General features: G+C 38.1%; 22 protein-coding genes. 18 read left to right on the top strand and 4 right to left on the bottom strand.

Annotation, left to right across the window (positions count from 1 at the left end; translation table 11 throughout):
- Positions 1–66: 66 nt before the first annotated feature.
- Genes yjbM through ACKTSC_RS07000 form a run of 5 tightly spaced genes read left to right on the top strand, consistent with a single transcriptional unit; the run spans position 67 to position 4,307 of the window.
- Positions 67–732 (top strand): GTP diphosphokinase, encoded by a 666-nt coding sequence (gene yjbM, locus ACKTSC_RS07020; protein ID WP_332581401.1) that lies wholly within the window; start codon positions 67–69, stop codon positions 730–732.
- Complete coding sequence (locus ACKTSC_RS07015; RefSeq protein WP_332581402.1) at positions 704–1,507, top strand: NAD kinase; 804 nt, start codon at positions 704–706, stop codon at positions 1,505–1,507. The genes yjbM and ACKTSC_RS07015 overlap by 29 nt, the downstream gene beginning before the upstream one ends.
- Before the next feature lie 4 nt (positions 1,508–1,511).
- Positions 1,512–2,405: an RluA family pseudouridine synthase gene (locus ACKTSC_RS07010; RefSeq protein WP_407855410.1), complete on the top strand. Its 894-nt coding sequence runs from the start codon at positions 1,512–1,514 to the stop codon at positions 2,403–2,405.
- A 37-nt stretch (positions 2,406–2,442) separates the two neighbouring features.
- A complete protein-coding gene (mgtE, locus tag ACKTSC_RS07005; protein WP_332581616.1) occupies positions 2,443–3,813 on the top strand; it encodes a magnesium transporter in 1,371 nt (456 codons plus the stop codon).
- Between the two features lie 41 nt (positions 3,814–3,854).
- Positions 3,855–4,307, top strand: coding sequence for an NUDIX domain-containing protein (locus ACKTSC_RS07000; protein ID WP_407857213.1), 453 nt, complete (start codon positions 3,855–3,857; stop codon positions 4,305–4,307).
- Positions 4,308–4,330: 23 nt separating this feature from the next.
- On the opposite strand, the gene ACKTSC_RS06995 is transcribed toward ACKTSC_RS07000, so the two are convergent.
- Entirely contained in the window at positions 4,331–4,966 is a 636-nt protein-coding gene (locus tag ACKTSC_RS06995) for a copper homeostasis protein CutC (protein WP_332581618.1), read from the bottom strand.
- A 163-nt stretch (positions 4,967–5,129) separates the two neighbouring features.
- Between ACKTSC_RS06995 and ACKTSC_RS06990 the strand changes: the two genes are divergently transcribed.
- The 4 genes from ACKTSC_RS06990 (at position 5,130) to recD2 (ending at position 9,915) form a co-directional block, all read left to right on the top strand.
- Positions 5,130–5,957 carry a methyltransferase domain-containing protein gene (locus ACKTSC_RS06990; RefSeq protein WP_407855408.1) on the top strand — a complete coding sequence of 276 codons (828 nt, stop codon included), beginning with the start codon at positions 5,130–5,132 and terminating at the stop codon, positions 5,955–5,957.
- Positions 5,958–6,279: 322 nt separating this feature from the next.
- Positions 6,280–6,786 (top strand): tRNA (uridine(34)/cytosine(34)/5-carboxymethylaminomethyluridine(34)-2'-O)-methyltransferase TrmL, encoded by a 507-nt coding sequence (trmL, locus tag ACKTSC_RS06985; protein ID WP_407857212.1) that lies wholly within the window; start codon positions 6,280–6,282, stop codon positions 6,784–6,786.
- A 27-nt stretch (positions 6,787–6,813) separates the two neighbouring features.
- Positions 6,814–7,470: a histidine phosphatase family protein gene (locus tag ACKTSC_RS06980; protein WP_332581621.1), complete on the top strand. Its 657-nt coding sequence runs from the start codon at positions 6,814–6,816 to the stop codon at positions 7,468–7,470.
- A gap of 27 nt (positions 7,471–7,497) precedes the next feature.
- Positions 7,498–9,915 carry an SF1B family DNA helicase RecD2 gene (recD2, locus tag ACKTSC_RS06975; protein WP_407857211.1) on the top strand — a complete coding sequence of 806 codons (2,418 nt, stop codon included), beginning with the start codon at positions 7,498–7,500 and terminating at the stop codon, positions 9,913–9,915.
- Positions 9,916–9,938: 23 nt separating this feature from the next.
- On the opposite strand, the gene ACKTSC_RS06970 is transcribed toward recD2, so the two are convergent.
- Positions 9,939–10,934, bottom strand: coding sequence for a diacylglycerol/lipid kinase family protein (locus ACKTSC_RS06970; protein ID WP_407855405.1), 996 nt, complete (start codon positions 10,932–10,934; stop codon positions 9,939–9,941).
- A 145-nt stretch (positions 10,935–11,079) separates the two neighbouring features.
- Positions 11,080–11,385, bottom strand: a complete 306-nt coding sequence (locus tag ACKTSC_RS06965; protein WP_332654340.1) for a hypothetical protein — start codon at positions 11,383–11,385, stop codon at positions 11,080–11,082.
- 203 nt (positions 11,386–11,588) lie between these two features.
- Between ACKTSC_RS06965 and ACKTSC_RS06960 the strand changes: the two genes are divergently transcribed.
- Positions 11,589–12,089, top strand: a complete 501-nt coding sequence (locus ACKTSC_RS06960; protein WP_407855404.1) for a QueT transporter family protein — start codon at positions 11,589–11,591, stop codon at positions 12,087–12,089.
- A 42-nt stretch (positions 12,090–12,131) separates the two neighbouring features.
- Here ACKTSC_RS06960 and cbpA read toward each other — a convergent pair whose 3' ends face one another.
- Positions 12,132–12,773, bottom strand: coding sequence for a cyclic di-AMP binding protein CbpA (cbpA, locus tag ACKTSC_RS06955; RefSeq protein WP_332654336.1), 642 nt, complete (start codon positions 12,771–12,773; stop codon positions 12,132–12,134).
- Between the two features lie 192 nt (positions 12,774–12,965).
- Here cbpA and rpmG point away from each other — a divergent pair, with 192 nt between their 5' ends.
- From rpmG to ACKTSC_RS06915, 8 genes are all read left to right on the top strand, one after another.
- Positions 12,966–13,118 (top strand): 50S ribosomal protein L33, encoded by a 153-nt coding sequence (gene rpmG / locus ACKTSC_RS06950; RefSeq protein WP_332654334.1) that lies wholly within the window; start codon positions 12,966–12,968, stop codon positions 13,116–13,118.
- Between the two features lie 73 nt (positions 13,119–13,191).
- A complete protein-coding gene (secE, locus tag ACKTSC_RS06945) occupies positions 13,192–13,362 on the top strand; it encodes a preprotein translocase subunit SecE (protein WP_071857662.1) in 171 nt (56 codons plus the stop codon).
- A 96-nt stretch (positions 13,363–13,458) separates the two neighbouring features.
- Entirely contained in the window at positions 13,459–14,001 is a 543-nt protein-coding gene (nusG, locus tag ACKTSC_RS06940) for a transcription termination/antitermination protein NusG (protein ID WP_071857663.1), read from the top strand.
- An 89-nt stretch (positions 14,002–14,090) separates the two neighbouring features.
- Complete coding sequence (locus ACKTSC_RS06935; RefSeq protein ID WP_407857210.1) at positions 14,091–14,954, top strand: alpha/beta fold hydrolase; 864 nt, start codon at positions 14,091–14,093, stop codon at positions 14,952–14,954.
- Between the two features lie 157 nt (positions 14,955–15,111).
- Entirely contained in the window at positions 15,112–15,861 is a 750-nt protein-coding gene (locus ACKTSC_RS06930) for a metal ABC transporter ATP-binding protein (RefSeq protein ID WP_407857209.1), read from the top strand.
- Positions 15,851–16,705 (top strand): metal ABC transporter permease, encoded by an 855-nt coding sequence (locus tag ACKTSC_RS06925; RefSeq protein ID WP_407857208.1) that lies wholly within the window; start codon positions 15,851–15,853, stop codon positions 16,703–16,705. The genes ACKTSC_RS06930 and ACKTSC_RS06925 overlap by 11 nt, the downstream gene beginning before the upstream one ends.
- On the top strand, positions 16,695–17,621 hold the full coding sequence (efaA, locus tag ACKTSC_RS06920; protein WP_407857207.1) for an Mn/Fe ABC transporter substrate-binding lipoprotein EfaA: 927 nt from the start codon (positions 16,695–16,697) through the stop codon (positions 17,619–17,621). The genes ACKTSC_RS06925 and efaA overlap by 11 nt, the downstream gene beginning before the upstream one ends.
- Positions 17,622–17,717: 96 nt before the next feature.
- Positions 17,718–17,907, top strand: a 190-nt coding sequence (locus ACKTSC_RS06915; protein ID WP_407857206.1) for a helix-turn-helix domain-containing protein, incomplete at its 3' end; no start/stop codon positions are given.

The following is a 17,907-nucleotide window of genomic DNA, read 5'->3' as shown; positions in this document are numbered from 1 at the left end:
TAATTTTTTCTATCGATACTTTGTGATAAGATAGGGAAGAATGGAAAAAGAAGCGAGGGATTTACGATGGAGAGAGATTGGGATACATTTCTTGCTCCCTATGAATTAGCGGTAGCTGAGTTAAAGATAAAACTACGAGGTTTACGTAAACAATATCGAACAGGCGGCGATCATATACCGATCGAGTTTGTTACTGGTCGAGTTAAGCCGGTTGAAAGTATTATAAATAAAGCCGAGTTACGGGGGATAGCGCTAGATCGTTTAGAAGAAGAGATGTCAGATATGGCGGGCGTTCGGATCATGTGTCAATTTGTAGAAGATATTCCTTTAATGGTGGATATTTTACGCCGTCGAAACGATATGAAAATCATTCAAGAACGCGATTATATTACCAATCGGAAAGCGAGCGGGTATCGTTCATACCATTTAGTCATTGAATATCCAGTTCAAATGCTTGAAGGGGAGAAAAAACTCTTAGCTGAAATCCAAATTCGAACGTTATCAATGAATTTTTGGGCAACGATCGAACACTCAATGAATTATAAATATGAAGGACAAATCCCAGAAGATATTCAAAAACGGCTTTTCCGGGCAGCAGAAGCAGCCTATCAACTAGATGAAGAAATGTCTAGTATTCGTGGAGAAATCCAAGAAGCACAACATGTCTTCAATCGCAAGAAACAGAAAAAGGAAGTGAATCGGCATGGTATTAAGGATCGGAATCATCCATAACCAAGAAGAAAAATCAATTCGGATCTTACAGCGTTTACGCGGTTTGCTCGCAGATAAAGAAGGTCTAGAAATCGTCAAGCAGAATCCAGAATTGGTCATTACAATTGGTGGGGATGGCACCTTGCTATCTGCATTTCATCGTTATAGCCATCGCTTAGATCAAGTCCGATTTTTAGGAGTACATACTGGGCATTTAGGTTTTTATACTGATTGGCGTGATTATGAGCTGCCTGAATTAGTAAAAAGCTTGTGTGATGAGCCGAGTAAAAGTGTCAGTTATCCATTGCTTGATATTGTTGTTTCTTATAGAGACGGTAATCAGAAGCACTTTCTTGCGTTGAATGAGTCGACGATTCGTAAGGGCAGTCGAACGATGGTAGCGGATGTATATATTAAAGAAGAATTATTTGAACGTTTTCGTGGAGATGGTTTAGCGATTTCAACACCAACGGGATCAACTGCTTATAACAAAAGTGTCGGTGGTGCGGTCGTTCATCCCAGTATCAACGCGATGCAGCTAGCTGAGATCGCTTCACTAAATAATCGAGTATTTCGGACCTTGGGCTCACCGAGTATCATTGGTTCCCACGAATGGGTCGATGTCCGCTTATCTGGAGAAGGACAACATTTGGTCACGATCGATCAGCTCGACATCGTGAGCCAAGAAGTAAGCTCGATCAAATATAAAATCGCTGATGAGCGAATTCATTTTGCTTCATATCGACATATGCATTTTTGGCATCGTGTAAAAGATGCCTTTATTCGAGAGGATTAACTACGTGGAATTTAACTGGACTTATCAAGGCGAAGCAAGTTCGCTGGTACGCAGCTTTTTAAAAAGACAAGGCATCTCAAAAAAATTATTGGCAAAAATAAAATTTCAAGGCGGTCAAATTTTAGTGAATGGGACAGAGCAAAACGTCTTGTTTTCTTTAAATACCCATGATATTGTAACTGTTGTGATTCCTGATGAAGCTCCTCATGAGACCTTGTTGGCGGATGCGGTTCCTCTGGATATCGTTTTTGAGGATGAGCATATTTTATTGGTCAATAAACCAGCCGGTATCGCTTCGATCCCGGCACAATATCATCCGCGAGGAACAATGGCGAATCGTGTCAAAGCCTATTATGTTAAGCAAGGTTATCCTAATCAAGTCGTACATGTAGTCACGCGTTTGGATCGTGATACATCGGGGTTGATGTTGTTTGCTAAACATGGTTTTGCGCATTCTAAATTGGATCAAGGATTACAACAAAAACAATTTATCAAAAAATATCAAGCGTTGGTTTCAGGTTCGATCGATACACTAAATGAGCATGCCTTAATCGATTTACCAATTGGGCGAGATCTATCTTCTTTATTGAAACGTCAAGTGATCGAAACAGGTCAAAAAGCTCAAACAGAGTATTGGCTGAAAAAAAGAAAGACACCATTTGCTCTAGTTGATATCCAACTGCATACTGGGCGAACACATCAGATTCGTGTCCATTTTTCAGCGATCGGTTGTCCGTTACTAGGCGATGATTTATATGGCGGAGCGATGGAGCTAGGCATTCAACGTCAAGCGTTGCATTGCTATTCGTTGTCTTTTTACCATCCGTTTAGTGGTGAACGACTATTTTTTGAGCTACCTTTAGCTTCAGATATGGCTCAAGTAGCCCAACAAATATAAAAAAGTAAGAACTAATATTACGAGTGAGGTGAGATTGATGGATGAGAACCAAGAAGAACTAGAAATACATTTCCAACAATTACGAGAGAAGCTGGATCAAAACGATCTGCAGGGATTTCGAGATGATTTTCTGGAGATGCATTTTTATGATCAAGGTCAATTTTATCAATCTTTAGATCAAGAAGAACGACAACTTGTTTATTCCTATTTATCACCCAAAGAATTGGCCGATATGTTTGACGTGATCGAAGAAGATGATGAGAACATGGATGAATACTTAAACGAGATGCGTCCTCAGTATGCAGCTGATATGTTATCAGAAATGTATACCGATAATGCGGTCGATTTATTGAATGAGATCGATAAGAAAGCCGTAGCTAAATTTTTAAGTTTGATGGATTCCGAACACGCCAATGAAGTCCGCGATTTACTTCATTATGAAGATGATACTGCCGGTTCCTTGATGACGACTGAATTTGTCTCGATCGTTGCCAATCAGACTGTTCGTTCTGCGATGTACGTGTTGAAAAGAGAAGCTCAAATTGCTGAAACTATTTATTACACCTACGTAGTCAATGATGACAATCAACTTGTTGGTGTTATTTCCTTAAGAGATTTGATCGTTAATGAAGATGACACGATGGTTTCTGATGTGATGAGCGAGCGAGTGATCGCAGTCCATGTCGGAGATGACCAAGAAGATGTCGCACAAACGTTTCGGGATTATGATTTTCTAGCATTGCCGATCACTGATTATGAGGATCATCTATTAGGGATCGTGACCGTTGATGATATCATTGACGTAATTGATGATGAAGCGGCCAGTGACTACTCGGGGTTAGCTGGGGTCAACGTTGAAGAAGTCGATGAAAATCCAGTTAAAGCAGCCTCACGGCGGTTGCCGTGGTTAGTGACATTATTATTTTTAGGAATGACAACAGCTACGCTAATTAATCACTATGAAGAACTAGTGAGTAAAGCGAGTATTCTAGCAGTCTTTATTTCACTGATAACAGGGACCGCGGGAAACGCGGGGACCCAATCATTAGCCGTCGCCGTCCGACGTTTAGCGATTTCGGATGACAGCGATAAAAATTTCAAAAAATTGATTATTGGTGAAGTATTGACGGGCTTAGTAACAGGTTTTGTGACAGGGATAACGATTTTTATTATTGTAGGTATTTGGAAACATAATTTCATTCTAGGGTTTGTAATTGGAACAGCGATGATGGCGGCAATTACAGTAGCGACTCTAGCGGGTAGTTTGATTCCGATGGTGATGGAGAAATTAGGCTTTGACCCAGCAGTAGCAAGCGGGCCATTTATTACTACGTTAAGTGATTTGACCAGTGTATTGATTTATTTTAATATTGCAAGTCTCTTTATGGAACGGTTTATCGGTCATTAATAGGAAGTTAGAAGACGTATGCTGAAAGTAGTGAGAAAATTTTGAAAAAAGCTTATGGCATTATTATTCGTAATGGGCTGATTTTATTAGTCCGACGTCCAGGATTACCAATTTGGGATTTACCTGGCGGCGATTTGTTCCCCAACGAAAATGAGCGGGATGGTTTGCGGCGTTTAATCAAAGAAGTTCTTTCTTTCGATAGTAAGGTCAATGATTTAGTGGGAATCTATACGAAAGAATACCAAGAGGGTACCACCTACGTATACAAAGTCGAAGAGGCGATCTCACAAAGTCAGATGGAATCTAATGAATATATAGCATTCAGTTTTTTTGATCTCCATACGCTTCCGCTTAATCTGTATCCCGAACGCCAACGACAAATCAAAGATTATCTAACCGGTCGTTATCCGGTGCGCTTACGCTTTCGTAAAAATCCTTGGTTGGCAAAAGCAGCAAGTTTTTTAGCAGAAAGAAAAAAAAGGAAACAACGTTAAAGCAAACGTTGTTTCCTTTTTATTTAAAACGTGACGATTTTTGTGCCATGAACTTCATTGACACCTAATTCAGCGGCAATTTTTTCAGCATTATCCTTATTGATTCCACCGCCAGGTAAGATGATGATGCGTCCTGCTGCATAATCAACTAATTCTTTCAAATGAGGTAGGTTTTCTTCAATCGACTTATCCAAGGGGCCGCCGTGAGTCAAGATACGATCGATTCCTAATCGTGCGAACCAATCGATCGTTTTGAACTGTTCCTCTTTAGTAAGCTCATCAAAGGCCATGTGAAAGGTCTTCATTAATCCTTCACTGTTGCCAAGCAACATTTCTAAAGCTTCTTCATCGACTTCATTTTCTTCAGTAAGACAGCCAAAAACAACGCCATCTGTACCAGCATTTTTTGCATGGATCAAATCATTTTCCATGATCTTTAATTCAATATCATTATATACGAAGTTTCCGCCTCTTGGTCGGATCATTGTCATGACTGGAATGTGTTTTTCTCCTGCATAAGCTAAAACTTCTTCAATGACACCCATGCTTGGTGTCGTTCCACCAGCAGCTAAGTTATCGCAAAGTTCGATGCGATTTACCCCAGCTTGGATGGCTTTAGGGATATCTGTATAATTTTCAGCACAAAATTCTTTGATCATTCATATTTCCTCCGGATTTTAACTATTGATTTCGATAAGAACGTTCTTTACTTAGTAACAAGACTAAAGGACGCTGACGAACATCTCCAGTATAGTGTAGCATATCTGGAGGATAGTAGGAATAATAGAACTATGCTATGATAACAAAAAAGGAAGTGGAAAGATGTTAAAAAAAATCGATAAAGGTGCGTTATTTTTAGCTGATCAGCAACAGCTTTTTCGCTGCCCGAATTGTCATGGAAAAATGACTCAAAAAGATAAGAGCTTAGTTTGTGAAAAAGGTCATCGTTTTGATCTTTCAAAAAAAGGAACGCTCTATTTTTTAGCACATCAAATCAAAACAGAGTATGATCATGAGATGTTCGATCCACGTGGTCGAATGATTCGTTCAGGCATGTATCAACCAGTAATCGAAAAAATAGCTGATTTTATTCAAACGGGTAATTTACTTGATGTAGGCTGTGGAGAAGGGAGCTTTCTTCAACAGATCAATCAATTAAAAGAGAATCCAGTTACGATTGGTTTTGACATCGCAAAGGAAGGAATCTATCTGGCAAGCAATCAACCGCTAGATGCATTTTGGTGTGTAGCTGATCTAACCAATCTACCTTTTGCCGATCAATCTTTTGATACGATTTTAAATATATTCTCCCCATCTCAGTATCGTGAGTTCAAGCGTGTACTGAAACCAGATGGCTGTGTAGTAAAAGTCGTTCCCCAATCAGGGTATCTCCAAGAGTTACGTGCAATCTATCATCCAGATGGAACTGCGTATTCAAACGAAGCAGTAATTCAGCGTTTTTCAGAGGAGTTAACAATCGATCAACGAGAACGTGTGACTTATGAATTTGAGATTCCTGAGGAACGTCGCTTAGATCTTTTGGAAATGTCGCCGTTAGAATGGAAGGTTTCAGATGAGGTCAAGGCGAAGTTAGCTGCGGATCCTTTAAAGAAAATAACAATCGACGTAGAAGTATTAAAAGGGCATTAGAGAAATCGCTTTCATTAAAAATTCTGAAAATAGAAGGTTGCATTTGTTACTTCGTGATGTTATAGTACAAACAAGTTGTTTTTCATTGGTTTTTATCAGGTTCCTGTTCTGATAAAAGTTAGTGAAAAGTGCTTCACTAACGTAGTGACTCGCCGTGCTAGACACCGAGTTGGTACGTTTTTTTTTTTGGTCAAAATCAACTGCCTATTGATTACATTAGAGGTATAATAACGTGGAGTTAAATAGCAATCATTGCTAATGAAAGCCACTGTGGATAAAAATCAACATTAAAAATTTAATCTAAGGAATGAGGAAAGTCACCATGACAAATCATATCGTTTTATTCGAACCACAAATTCCAGCGAACACGGGGAATATCGCACGTACGTGTGCAGCGACAAATTCACCATTACATTTGATTGAGCCGCTAGGTTTTTCTACAGATGATAAACATCTGAAACGTGCAGGGTTAGATTATTGGAATGATGTAAATATTACTTACCATAAAGACTTAGCAGCCTTTTTAGAATTTTTGGGCGATCGTCAGCTACACTTGATCACCAAATTTGCGAATGCGACCTATTCTGAAATCGATTATACAGATGATGCGGATCACTTCTTCATGTTTGGAAAAGAGACAACGGGTCTGCCAGAGGAATTCATGCGAGAAAATGCGGAAAAATGTTTGCGTATCCCTATGAATGACGAACATGTTCGCTCATTGAACTTGTCGAACACGGTGGCGCTAGTTGTCTATGAAGCATTGCGCCAACAAGCATTTCCTAATTTGGAATTAGCACATCATTACGACCATGACAAATTAGACTAACACGAGGAATCGAGAAGGGACGTTTAGATGAAAATTTATTTTACACGACACGGCAAAACACGTTGGAATGATGAAAAACGTTTTCAAGGTATGATGGGGGATTCGCCATTATTACCTGAAAGTCTAACCGCAATCGACGCGTTAGGGAAAGAATTGAAAGATATCCCTTTTGAAAAGATTTATACGAGTAGTCTGAAACGTGCGTATCTAACTGCAGAAGGAATCAACAAGCAATTAGCTGAACCGGTTGAAATCATTCGTACAGATGATCTAAGAGAATTAGGTTTAGGGACATTGGAAGGTCAGTTGATCCCTGTAATTGAAGAACGTTATCCAACAGATATGGTCAATCTACGCCAACATTTGGATTTATATGATCCAACACCATTTGATGGTGAACCAATTGAAGATATGTTACAGCGTATCAATCAATTCGTTGAAAAAGCTGTTGCTGAAGCAACAGAAGGGCCGTTACTTTTTGTTGGTCACGGAGCCGCTTTGACTGCAGCGATTCAAGCGTTGACAGGAAAACCTTTAGCAGAACTTCGTGATATGGGTGGTTTATACAATAATAGTTTGACGATTTTAGAAACTGACACGAGCCGACCACCTTATAAAATGATTCAATGGAATGATGTTCGCTTTTTAGAAGGCATTGGATCGAAACCAGATGCCTTGCTTTAACGATCAAGCATAGAAAGGAGGAGCAAAATGTCAGAAGAACAACTATATATCGTAGGGACGCTAAAAGTAATTTTTTTCCAAAATGCGAGTAATTTCTACAAAGTCTTATTGATCAATGTTCAAGATACTAATAGTGATTATTTAGAGAAGGAAATCGTAGTCACTGGTAGTTTTGGGGATGTGCAAGAAGATGAAGAATATCGTTTCTTTGGACATTTTGTCGATCATCCTCGATATGGCAAACAATTTTTAGTTGAAAGCTATGAACAAGCACAACCAACATCGGCAAACGGCTTGATTAGTTATCTGTCTAGTGATAAGTTTCCTGGTATCGGAAAGAAAACCGCTGAAAAAATTATTGAGATTTTAGGCGAAGAAGCGATTGATCAAATTATGGATAATCCGGCGGTTTTAGCTAGAATCCCTAATTTGAATATCAAAAAACAAAAAATCATCGTGGATACGATCAAACAGAATCATGGAATGGAAAAAATCATTGTAGGGTTGAGCCGTTACGGTTTTGGGAGTCAGCTTTCTTTTGCGATTTTTCAAAAATATCGAAATGAAGCCTTAGAAGTAATTACTGAAAATCCTTACCAATTAGTCGAGGACATCGAAGGCGTAGGGTTTAAAAAAGCTGATGCTATCGCAGAGCAGCTTGGCATTGCTGCGGATAGTACACAACGGATTCGTGCGGCGATTTTACATCAGGTCGCTGAAAATGCAAATCAAAGCGGTGATACGTATGTCGAAGCGCAGCAATTACTTTCGGAAGTTTTGCAGCTTTTAGAAACAGCCCGTCCGGTAGAAATAGCTCCAGACCGGATCGCAACAACGATCATCCAATTAGTTGAAGAAGAAAAGATCCAACAAGAAGCAACCAAAATTTATGAGAATACGCTATATTATAGCGAGTGGGGCATCGCGGCTTCAATCGAGCGTCTATTGGCACGTAAAAAAGAAATTAACTATCCTAAAACAACGATTGAAAAAAAATTACGGATCATTGAGAAGCAATTAAAAATCACTTATGGTGACTCCCAAGATGAAGCGATCAAGGAAGCGATTCGCTCTCCATTATTTATTTTGACTGGCGGACCAGGAACAGGAAAAACAACTGTAATCAATGGAATCGTTAAATTGTTTGCTGAATTAAATGGTTTATCTTTGGACCCTAAAGATTATACTAATGCGATCTTTCCGATTCTTTTAGCTGCGCCGACTGGTCGAGCAGCCAAACGGATGAATGAGACGACCGGACTGCCGGCAAGCACGATCCATCGATTATTGGGATTAAATGGTCATGATGATACGCCCGATATCGAAGCTAAAGAATTAGATGGCGGTCTACTGATTGTAGATGAAATGTCAATGGTCGATACTTGGCTGGCGAACACCTTATTAAAATCGATTCCTGATAATATGCAAGTTATTTTTGTTGGGGATAAAGATCAGCTGCCATCGGTTGGACCAGGACAAGTTTTTCATGATTTGTTGCAAATTGAAGCAATCCCTAAAATGGAATTGACCGATATTTATCGGCAAGGAGATGGTTCTTCGATCATTCCTTTGGCACATGAGATCAAGGATGGAAAGTTACCAAGTGACTTTAGGAAAAATCAAACTGATCGCTCGTTTATTGCGTGTCACGCATTTCAAATGGAGGCTGCTATCCGTCAAATTGTTGAACGGGCCAAGAAAAAAGGTTACACTGCTCAAGATGTTCAAGTTCTTGCACCCATGTATCGTGGACCGGCTGGAATTGATGCAATCAATAAAATGATGCAAGAAATTTTTAATCCCAATGATGGCCGCAAAAAAGAAGTTCAGTGGAACGATGTCGTTTATCGAATCGGCGATAAAGTCTTACAATTAGTTAATAATCCTGAGTTGAATGTTTTCAATGGTGATATGGGAATGATCGTGGGGATCATTCCTGCCAAAGAATCAGACGACAAGGTAGATGAACTAGTGATTCAATTTGATAGCAACGAAGTCAGCTATAAACGCTCAGAGTGGAATAAAATCAAATTGTCTTATTGTTGTTCGATCCATAAGTCGCAAGGTAGCGAATTCAAAATGGTACTTTTGCCGATGGTCAAACAATATTCGCGGATGCTGCAACGTAATTTATTGTATACAGCTGTGACTCGAAGTAAAGATTTATTGATTTTATTAGGTGAAGAAGAAGCCTTTCAATCATGTGTAACAAGAGAATCTGCCGTTCGAAAGACAACGTTGATCGAACGAATTCTAAGCGGGACAGAAGCGGCCCCTGAAAAACCAAAAACAGAACCTTTCAAAGCTGAAGAACGGGGAAAAGATTTAGCAGAATCTTCTGATCCGATCAAAGGGACTACTGTGCTGACATCAAGTTTAGTAGCTGCTCAAACAATTGATCCAATGATTGGAATGGAAGGCGTCACTCCAGCCTTATTTATGTAGTTTAAAAGGACAGAAAATAAATCTCACGATTTATTTTCTGTCCTTTTTTCTGTATACCAAATGTATTGAGTAGCGGTTGAGAAGTTTAGATCAAATGAGCGTTCACCCATTGTTTCACCATCGGCCTGTCCGTGTTCAGGGCTTACTGAGACGATGCGCAAACGGCTGCTGGTGAAATGTTGATAATGTTTATTACTCGTATGTTTCTTTCGAACCAACTGAATCAAAAAGCGTAAAATGGCTGGCAAATTCGGTTTTTCGACAACAACTAAATCAATTAGATCTTTCCTAGGATCGGCCATTGGCGCAATAGCGATACCGCCGCCGAAATAAGGAATATTAGTCGTTGTACATAAAAATGTCCGTTCGAAATCTAAACTTTGCCCATTTAACTCAACTAAAATCGGAAATGTCTTTTGCGTAAAAATTGCTTTTAAAAGGTACAGCGCATAAGAAGCTGAACCCAAATGATATTTGTTCAATAATTTTTTGGAAGTAGACGCATTTGTTGTTGCGACGATCAATGCATCTAAACCAATACCGATATTATTTAAGACAATTCCTTGTTCATCTCGGATTTTTTCATCGTAGTGAAAAACATTGATTGGCTGCGGCTGAGTGGCTGAAACAATTTGTTCAAACGTTTTTTGAGGATCACGAGATAGTCCGATTCCTCTGGCAAAATCATTTCCAGAACCAGCAGGGACATAGCTCACTGGCCGTTCGATTCCTAAAAGATAGAATTGATTAACGACTTCGTGAAGCGTGCCGTCACCACCGATTACGACTAGCAGATGAAAAGAAGTATCCACATGATCTTGTTCACACGTCGGTGACCAAACGCTTAATAATTCTGACAAACGTGCAACAATTTCCCGTTCATCCCCAGGCTTTTCAGTATAGTAAGGTGTATAAGTATAGTTTCCAGCATCCATTAATTGGATGATTTTTTCAGCTTTTTTTGCCCCATTGCCACTACCAGCAGCGGGATTGATTAATATATGATAATGAAAATTCATGACCTCGATCCTTTCAAAAACTGATTATAACAGAGTAGTGAGAGGAACTGTATAAAATTGGATTATTTTTTATCTGTAGATTGTTAGAATAACCAAAATAAATAGAAAGATATGAAATAGTCACTTTTTTATGACTAAAGTCAAATCAATCGACAAGGGTTTGATTTTTTTGAATAAACCAGTCAATGACTCTTTTATCGTAATTCGTAAAGATATCATCTTCATAAACGTCGATTTTTTTTGGTGAATATTGGATTTTTACGGCAAGTATATGCCAAATGAATAGTGAAGTTTCTAAATCAGTATTTTCAATTTTATATTTATCGATTAAGGGGGCTCTTGTACTACAGCAATTATAATTGGTAGTTGTCCAACGTCCTTTGATTACTGCTTGACTATTAGACTTAGCTTGCTGATATAATTCTTCTAATTCAGGATCGATTCCTAACATCTTTTTTCACCAGCCTTCAGTTAAGACGTATATTATTATATCGATTGTATCACCGACTAAGAGTTAAGCCCAATTTTTCTAACTTATAATAAACAAACAAATAAATAAGAGTGAATTGCACTGCTATAAGAATGTGTTATAATACCCGAAGCGGTTCATCAACCATCCCGCTTTAAAAAAACTCGGAGAAAGAAGGATTATTCATGAATGTGGTAGAAAAAAGACGTGTGAATGTGGTTGTCGTTAATGGAATTATTATGGCACTTTATTTGGCACTAACAATTTTGGTATCACCGGTTGCCTCAGGTGCTATCCAATTCCGTATTTCGGAAAGTTTGAATCATTTAGTTGTATTCAATCGGAAGTACTTATGGGGAATATTTGGTGGTGTCGTTATCTATAATGCATTTTTTGGTATGGGCTGGTTGGATGTGGTCTTCGGTGGAGGACAAACATTATTAGCTTTGGCCTTAACCGCAGCTTTACAAAATATCGTAAAAAATACAAAAGTACGTTTAGCGCTGAATGTGATTTTCTTTAGTGCTAGTATGTTCTTGATTGCGTTGATGTTGAACTTGACCTTACGATTGCCATTTTGGCCAACGTATGGTTGGACGGCATTAAGCGAAGCGATCATTATGACTGTTTCAGCACCGATCATGTATTATATCGATAAACGTTTGGATTTTGCAAAACGAGTATAAGAAAAGACAGCCCTAATTATAGGGACTGTCTTTTTTCATTGATTAATCATGCATTGAAAGAGCTTCAACATCTTGAATCTCAAAATGTTTTCGTTCAAGATAATCAATGATCTGATTCAATTTATTTTCATCGACACCCGCAGGTAAGGTAAATAATGTCCGGCGGCCTTTGAAATCTTTTCCGACATCTAAAGTGATACAACTGGCAACTGGGGTGAATTTTGAAATACATTTCGCCATCATTGCTAGATCACCACGTTTGCCTTCAGAAACAACAGTCAGAACATAGCTACCTGTTTGGATATTCCAAGATTGAGAAAGCATGTTTAACAATGTGCTGTGCGTAAGGATACCGTAAAAATGATGGTTTTCATCTAAAACAGTTATGTAAGGTAATTCTTTGATCGTAAAGAAGATTTTGAAGAAAGATGTATCTAATGAAATAAATTTTGTCGCATTTTTAAGCAAATGTGTGACTGGCAAAGTCATGTCACCACCGTTAGCTTTGTGACGATAAATGTGCATTTTATAAATATTGCCTCGGAAAATTTGATCGCTCTCATCAAGGATCGGCACACAGCGAAAACCCGTACCTTCTAAGATATCTAGCGCTTCTTGCAATGTGGTTGATTCATTGATAGTAGTCAAATTCTCTTTAGGATAAACGAGACTTTTTAATAACATCCAATAGCCCTCCAATAAAACAATTCATTCTTTCATCATATTATCATATTATCTTAAAGAAAGAAATTTATTTTGAAAAGATTTATTAAGTGCTATTTCATCATAAATAAGCACATATTCTTTTAATGGTGGATTGACAGAAAAAATAATTGATGATACTGTTATCTTGTAACTTTGTGAGGAGGGATCGCTATGGCATCAAAGAAAGCGGCTCTAGCCTGCACTGTGTGTGGTTCAAGAAATTACACAAAATCAATTAGTGAAGGCAAACGCGGTGAGCGTTTAGAGATTAATAAATTTTGTAAACATTGTAATCAATATACGATACATAAAGAAACGAAGTAAATATCAGACTAAGAGTTGTCTAAGTCATCTAGAAGCGATTTATTACTAAATATAATAGTAGGAGGATATTCGATTGAATTTTTTACGCAGCGTAAAAGAAGAAATGAAATTAGTTTCATGGCCTTCAAAAAAACAATTGCGCCATGATTCATTGGTTGTTATCGAAACAGCGATCATCTTTGCATTGATGTTTTTCATCATGGATACGGCGATCCAAGCACTGATTAATTTAGTGATTCGCTAGTAGCCAATTCAAAAAAAGCATGTTATACTACTTGTGAGAAAAAACCTTGGGGATGCTGAGGTTTTTTTATTTTAGAACGAGGAGCCGATTACGAGAATGGAAACTTTTGAAAAACAATGGTATGTCTTGCATACTTATTCCGGCTATGAAAACAAAGTAAAAGCAAATATTGAGTCACGTGCCCAAAGCATGCGCATGGAAGATTATATTTTCCGTGTGGTTGTTCCTGAAGAGACCGAGACAGAAGTCAAAGGCGGTAAAGAAAAAGAAATCGTCCATAAAACTTTCCCTGGATACGTTTTAGTTGAAATGGTTATGACAGATGATTCTTGGTACGTAGTTCGTAATACTCCAGGTGTAACTGGATTTGTTGGATCACATGGAGCCGGAAGTAAACCAGCACCATTGATGCCAGAAGAAATCAATCATATCTTACGTTCATTAGGTATGAGTACTCGTCAACATGATATCGATGTTGAAGTTGGCGAAACTGTTAAAATTATCGAAGGTGCTTTCGCAGGTCTGGAAGGTGTAATTACTGAAATCGATGACGAACGTGATAAAATCAAAGCCAATATTGATATGTTCGGTCGTGAAACAAGTACTGAATTAGATTTTGATCAAATCGATAAAATTTAAGAATTAAAGCTGAGACAAGTGTCTCGGCTTTTTTTATTGCTGAGTTATAATAGGGATAAACTTTATTCAGATAGAAGAGAGGGTGGAAAATGAAGAAATGGATTGCTAGGTTCATCGCAATGCTGGCCATTTTAATATTAGCCGGATGTGGAACAAGCCAAACAAAAACAAAAAATCCTGTTGATAAGACGTCTAGTACCCAATTAAAAAAAGACGCTTCTTCCAAAACAGCCATACCAACGGTTTTTATCCATGGATATGGTGGAACAGTTAATTCTTTCGGCGGTATGATCCAGCGGTTGGAAAAAAAGGGAGAGACAAAAAAAGAATTAGTGATCACAGTTGAAGCAGATAGTAGCCTACAGGTAGACGGCCAATTGAGTCAAAAAAAAGTAAATCCAAGTATTCAAGTTTTATTTGCAGCGAATAAAGACAACGAGTGGAACCAAACAGAATGGATCTACGCTGTCTTAAAATATTTAAAACAGTCAGGAGTGGATCAAGTCAATATAGTAGGGCATTCAATGGGTGGTGTGAGTTCTTTACGCTACTTAACGACGTATGGTCAGCCTGAAGATGCACCAAAAATTCAAAAATTGATTGCGATTGGTGCTCCATTTAATGATTTTACAGATACAGCAGATGACCAAACGATAGATGAGCTATTACAAAATGGGCCAAGCCAACAATCTAGCCGTTACACGGATTATAGTTCAGGCATTGCCAATGTTCCTAAAATGACCAACTTTTTATTGCTTGCCGGAAAATCTGAAGAGCAGGCGACATCAGATGGTACGGTTCCATTGACCAGCGCTTTAGCAACATATGCTTTATTGAAAGCTCATGGAAATCAAGTAGCTGAACAAATATTTACAGGTCAAAACGCACAGCATAGTCAGTTACACGAAAATTCTGCTGTTGATAAAGCAGTTGCCAAATTTCTGTGGCAATAGAAATCCCTATAATAGTTCCCAATCCATAAAAAGCAAAAAACACTGAAAAATTTATTTTTTTCGGTGTTTTTTGCGTTAATTTATTGCGTACGTTTTCTTTTTAGCTTATTATTAATAATAAAGTTAGGTTAACCTAACTTTTGGGAAGAGGGAAACTATGGAAAATATTTTTGTTGAAGATTTATCCGTTGCTTACCGAGGAAAGTTAGCGTTAAAAAAAATAAATTTGACTTTATCACCTGGAAAACTGACCGGGATCATTGGGCCTAATGGCGCAGGAAAATCAACTTTGATGAAAGGCATATTAGAATTAGTCAAACTTCAATCTGGTGAAATAATTTATGGTAAAAGACCTTTAATAAAAGAGCGAAAAAAAATTGCTTATGTCGAACAACGACAAGATATTGATCTAAGTTTTCCAATCGATGTTTTCGGTGTGGTATTATTTGGCACTTATCCACATTTAAAAATATTTCAACGACCAGGAAAAAAAGAGAAGCAATTTGCCGCGGAATGTTTAGAAAAAGTTGGTTTAAGTGAATTTGCGGATCGGCAAATCAGTGAATTATCCGGTGGTCAATTACAGCGAGTCTTTATTGCACGAGCATTAGCGCAAAAAGCCGAGTGGATTTTATTGGACGAGCCGTTTGCTGGTATTGATGCAACAAGTGAAAAAATTATTATTCAGTTATTGAAAAATTTACGGAATGAAGGAAAATCGATCGTAATCGTCCATCATGATTTACATAAAGTGAATGAATATTTTGATGAGATCATTTTATTAAATAAAGAGTTGATCGCGGCTGGACCTGTGGAGCAAACCTATACAATAAAAAATATGGAAAAGACCTACGGAAATGAAATCACTCAAATGTTGAACAATGGAGGTGCTGGATTTGCTTTATGATTTTTTTCAAGGCTTGGCTGACTATCAGTTTTTACAAAATGCATTGATCACTTCTGTGATGGTTGGAATATCTGCCGGGGTCATCGGCTCATTTATTATTTTACGCGGAATGTCATTGATGGGGGACGCGATTTCTCATGCGGTGCTGCCTGGAGTAGCACTATCATATATGTTAGGCAGTAGCTATATTATTGGAGCAACATTCTTTGGTGTTTTTTCGGCTGCATTGATCGGTTTTATTGGAAAACATAGTCGCTTAAAGAATGATACGGCGATCGGAATCGTTTTTAGTTCCTTTTTCGCTTTAGGGATCATTTTGATTTCCTTTGCTCGCAGTGCGACTGATTTATACCATATTCTATTCGGAAATGTCCTAGCAGTGCGGGACTCAGACATGTATCTGACTGCAATCGTAATGGTCATCGTGATCATTGTTGTGGGACTGTTTTATAAGCAATTAAAATTAAGTTCATTTGCTCCGACGATGGCACAATCTTATGGTTGGAATACAGGATTAATCAATTATGGTTTGATGTTTTTACTGACTTTAGTAGCAGTGACCTCTCTTCAGACTGTCGGTACGATCCTCGTGATTGCGATGCTGATCACACCGGCGGCTACAGCGTATCTATTGACCAATCGATTGTCGATAATGATTGGCCTATCGACACTTTTTGGAGTACTGAGCGCAGTGATCGGCTTGTATTTTAGCTATAGTTACAATTTGCCTTCAGGTGCAACGATCGTAATGACAGCAGCAGTATTTTTTGTACTAGTGTTTTTATTTTCACCAACGAAGGGATTGTTTCAACAAATCAAAAAGGAGCGAGTAGATGAAGTATAAAGGATTCGTTATAGCTAGTATTTTAGCAGTCTTATTTTTAGCCGGATGCGGAACTAAAAGTTCTGAAAAGGCCACGGCAGATGATCAAGAGAAGGTAGCAGTAGTAGCGACCAATTCAATTATTGCAGATATGGTAAAAGAAGTTGGGAAAGATCAGGTCAGTGTACATAGCATTGTCCCTGAAGGAACAGATCCTCATGAATATGAGCCGTTACCAGAAGATATCAAACAAGCTAGCAAGGCTCAAATCATTTTTTACAACGGATTAAATCTAGAAACAGGAAATGGTTGGTTTGAAAAATTAATGACAACTGCCAAGAAAAAAGAGGATCAAGATTATTTTGCAGTAAGTAAAGATGTAGAAGCAATCCACTTGACCAATAGTGATCAAGAAGATCCACATGCTTGGTTGGATATTGCAAACGGCATTTTATATGTTAAACAGATTCAAGCTGTTTTAAGTGAAAAAGACCCTGATAATCAAACAAGCTATCAAAAAAATGCCGATGCATATATTGAAAAATTAACGGAATTGGATCAAACAGCTAAAGCAGAATTTAAAGATATTCCAGCGGAGAAAAAATTATTAGTGACGAGCGAAGGCGCCTTTAAGTATTTTTCAAAGGCCTATGATTTAACGGCGGCTTATATTTGGGAAATTAATACAGAAAGTCAGGGCACACCCGAGCAAATGAAACAAATTGTTGAAACTGTTCGCGCTTCAAAAGTACCATCATTATTTGTTGAAACGAGTGTTGATAAACGTAGTATGGAACGTCTATCCAAAGAAGTCAACATTCCGATTGATAGTGAGCTTTATACGGATTCACTTGCTAAAAAAGGTGATTCCGGTGACAGCTACTATAAAATGATGAAATGGAATCTAGAAAAAATCCATGCAGGTTTAACAAAATAAAAAAAGAACGCTGAACTTGGAACTGACACTATAATTAGATACAATTAAAAAAGAGCACCTCAAATTTAGTAAAATAAATTTGGAGGTGTTTTTCTAATGGCAAAACATAATTATTATCCGGAGAAATTAAAAATTCAAATCGTTGAGAGATTATTAGCAGGAGAATCAGGTTCCTCCCTTCGGGAAGAATTTAATATCCCAAGTAGAGGAACAATATATAGGTGGAAACAGTGGTACATGAAAGGAGAAATTCACCGTTTAAAAACTTCTTCAGGTCGTCCTTTAG

It is taken from the genome of Enterococcus hailinensis, assembly GCF_045862035.1.
GTDB lineage: Bacteria > Bacillota > Bacilli > Lactobacillales > Enterococcaceae > Enterococcus_A > Enterococcus_A hailinensis.
The sequence above is the reverse complement of the archived record's forward strand: the minus strand, read 5'-3'. Positions and strand labels throughout refer to the sequence as shown.

What these genes read in the sequence shown, in the direction of transcription:
- yjbM (WP_332581401.1), top strand. Translation starts at nt 67, where the DNA reads ATGGAGAGAGATTGGGATACATTTCTTGCTCCCTATGAATTAGCGGTA.
- ACKTSC_RS07015 (WP_332581402.1), top strand. Translation starts at nt 704, where the DNA reads ATGGTATTAAGGATCGGAATCATCCATAACCAAGAAGAAAAATCAATT.
- mgtE (WP_332581616.1), top strand. Translation starts at nt 2,443, where the DNA reads ATGGATGAGAACCAAGAAGAACTAGAAATACATTTCCAACAATTACGA.
- ACKTSC_RS06995 (WP_332581618.1), bottom strand. Translation starts at nt 4,966, where the DNA reads ATGATCAAAGAATTTTGTGCTGAAAATTATACAGATATCCCTAAAGCC.
- ACKTSC_RS06990 (WP_407855408.1), top strand. Translation starts at nt 5,130, where the DNA reads ATGTTAAAAAAAATCGATAAAGGTGCGTTATTTTTAGCTGATCAGCAA.
- trmL (WP_407857212.1), top strand. Translation starts at nt 6,280, where the DNA reads ATGACAAATCATATCGTTTTATTCGAACCACAAATTCCAGCGAACACG.
- ACKTSC_RS06980 (WP_332581621.1), top strand. Translation starts at nt 6,814, where the DNA reads ATGAAAATTTATTTTACACGACACGGCAAAACACGTTGGAATGATGAA.
- recD2 (WP_407857211.1), top strand. Translation starts at nt 7,498, where the DNA reads ATGTCAGAAGAACAACTATATATCGTAGGGACGCTAAAAGTAATTTTT.
- ACKTSC_RS06970 (WP_407855405.1), bottom strand. Translation starts at nt 10,934, where the DNA reads ATGAATTTTCATTATCATATATTAATCAATCCCGCTGCTGGTAGTGGC.
- ACKTSC_RS06965 (WP_332654340.1), bottom strand. Translation starts at nt 11,385, where the DNA reads ATGTTAGGAATCGATCCTGAATTAGAAGAATTATATCAGCAAGCTAAG.
- ACKTSC_RS06960 (WP_407855404.1), top strand. Translation starts at nt 11,589, where the DNA reads ATGAATGTGGTAGAAAAAAGACGTGTGAATGTGGTTGTCGTTAATGGA.
- cbpA (WP_332654336.1), bottom strand. Translation starts at nt 12,773, where the DNA reads ATGTTATTAAAAAGTCTCGTTTATCCTAAAGAGAATTTGACTACTATC.
- rpmG (WP_332654334.1), top strand. Translation starts at nt 12,966, where the DNA reads ATGGCATCAAAGAAAGCGGCTCTAGCCTGCACTGTGTGTGGTTCAAGA.
- nusG (WP_071857663.1), top strand. Translation starts at nt 13,459, where the DNA reads ATGGAAACTTTTGAAAAACAATGGTATGTCTTGCATACTTATTCCGGC.
- ACKTSC_RS06935 (WP_407857210.1), top strand. Translation starts at nt 14,091, where the DNA reads ATGAAGAAATGGATTGCTAGGTTCATCGCAATGCTGGCCATTTTAATA.
- ACKTSC_RS06930 (WP_407857209.1), top strand. Translation starts at nt 15,112, where the DNA reads ATGGAAAATATTTTTGTTGAAGATTTATCCGTTGCTTACCGAGGAAAG.
- efaA (WP_407857207.1), top strand. Translation starts at nt 16,695, where the DNA reads ATGAAGTATAAAGGATTCGTTATAGCTAGTATTTTAGCAGTCTTATTT.